This window comes from Candidatus Saccharimonadia bacterium, assembly GCA_035544015.1.
GTDB lineage: Bacteria > Patescibacteriota > Saccharimonadia > UBA4664 > UBA4664 > UBA5169.
The window spans coordinates 1-1,419 of sequence record DATKIP010000094.1 but is presented as its reverse complement, the minus strand read 5'-3'; the positions used below and the strand labels follow the sequence as shown (position 1 = coordinate 1,419).

Below are 1,419 nucleotides of genomic sequence, written 5' to 3'. Positions count from 1 at the left end.
ATCATCGATGGCGACATTGTAGCATGAAAGGGCGCTCATCATTTCAATTGCTTCAGGCTCATGATATGGAGCAGGAGCGGCCACCAATATTTTTTACGACTTCGATCTGCTCCAATTAAACGGAAAGGAGATGAAAAAACGTCCCCTAGTTCGGATTTACAAGGGCCGGCAATGAGGCCCTTGTTCGTTATTCAACTGCGCGCTCCTTTTCAAAATAAAACACATGCGCCTAGCCATTCCCAATAGCGGGGAGCCCAAAAAGGGAAGTTCGCGATAGTCTCGCGACCAACGCCAGTCGGCGTTGAGGGCAAAACAATACGACGCATTCTGATCTTCGATAGCTGGAGACGTCCGAATATCCACCAATGACCAGTAAAGACCTCCGACTTTTATTCCTACAAGCTGTCCGAAAAGTCATTTGAACTAAGGGAGAGGAAGATGGCGCAGAGCGATCATAAGACAGCCGAGAGTAGCGAAAGCAGCGAAGAGCGAGGCATGCTTTTCGTGGCGAGTCAGGAGTCGGCGGTGATTACCGAGCCAGGCAATGGTGCGCTCGACGATCCATCGGCGGCGATAGCGGCGCAAAGGCCGGCCATCCTGAGTCAGGTTCTCGGGCCGACGGTTGGAGCGGTGAGGAGAGATCATTTCGATGCCCAGTTCTGCGAGGGTTTGATCAAGGGCGTCGCTATCATAACCCTTGTCTCCGATGAGGCGTTTTGGCTGAAAGTCTCCCTCGACGAAGCCCAGGGTTTGCTGGACCATCGCGGTCTCACCGACGCTGGCTGCATCCAAAGAGAGAGCCAGGGGAACTCCCTTTGCATCAACCACAAGCTGCACCTTCGTTCCTTTACCTTTGCGCGTCAGACCAACCGCGGTTCCTCCGCCCTTGGCCGCGGCAAAAGTGGCATCCACAAAGCACTCTTCCAAGTTGACTCGACCCTCTTCGATCAACTGACTGATAATGGCAGCAAAGATACGCCGGAACGCATCGGACTGACTCCACGCCTTCAGATAGTCGTGCACTGTGCTCTTGGGCGGAAAGGTTCTCGGCAGGTGCTTCCACTGGATTCCGGTGTGTAGCACAAAGAGGATCGCCTCAAAAACTTCCCGCTCCCCCGCCCGCGGTCGTCCATACTGGCTCTTGCGCGGACGCTCCAAAAGCGGCCCCAGTAGCTCCCACTGCTCATCACTTATAAACATCCCTTTTCTAAGCATGCCTCATGCCACTTTTCGAGTTTTCGGACAGCCTCTAGGCTCTGAGGCTCAATTGTGTGCCCTGCCTCGACGGCGTCCGCGATCGCAGGTATGATCCTCAAAAGATCAGACGGAGTCTGAGAGCGCCGGGCAGCGTCCTTCGCAAGGAGCAGCTTAATAAGCAAAACGATCGGCTGCGGCACACCTTCAAGTTGCCCGAGTGGT

Annotated in this window: 1 protein-coding gene; it reads right to left on the bottom strand. The window is 54.5% G+C overall.

Translation table 11 applies throughout. The annotated features are described in order from the left end of the window. Nucleotides 1-423: 423 nt before the first annotated feature. The gene (locus VMT30_08655) at nucleotides 424-1,200 is read right to left on the bottom strand and encodes an IS5 family transposase (GenBank protein ID HVQ44997.1); all 777 of its coding nucleotides are present in this window, start codon (nucleotides 1,198-1,200) and stop codon (nucleotides 424-426) included. Nucleotides 1,201-1,419 lie beyond the last annotated feature (219 nt).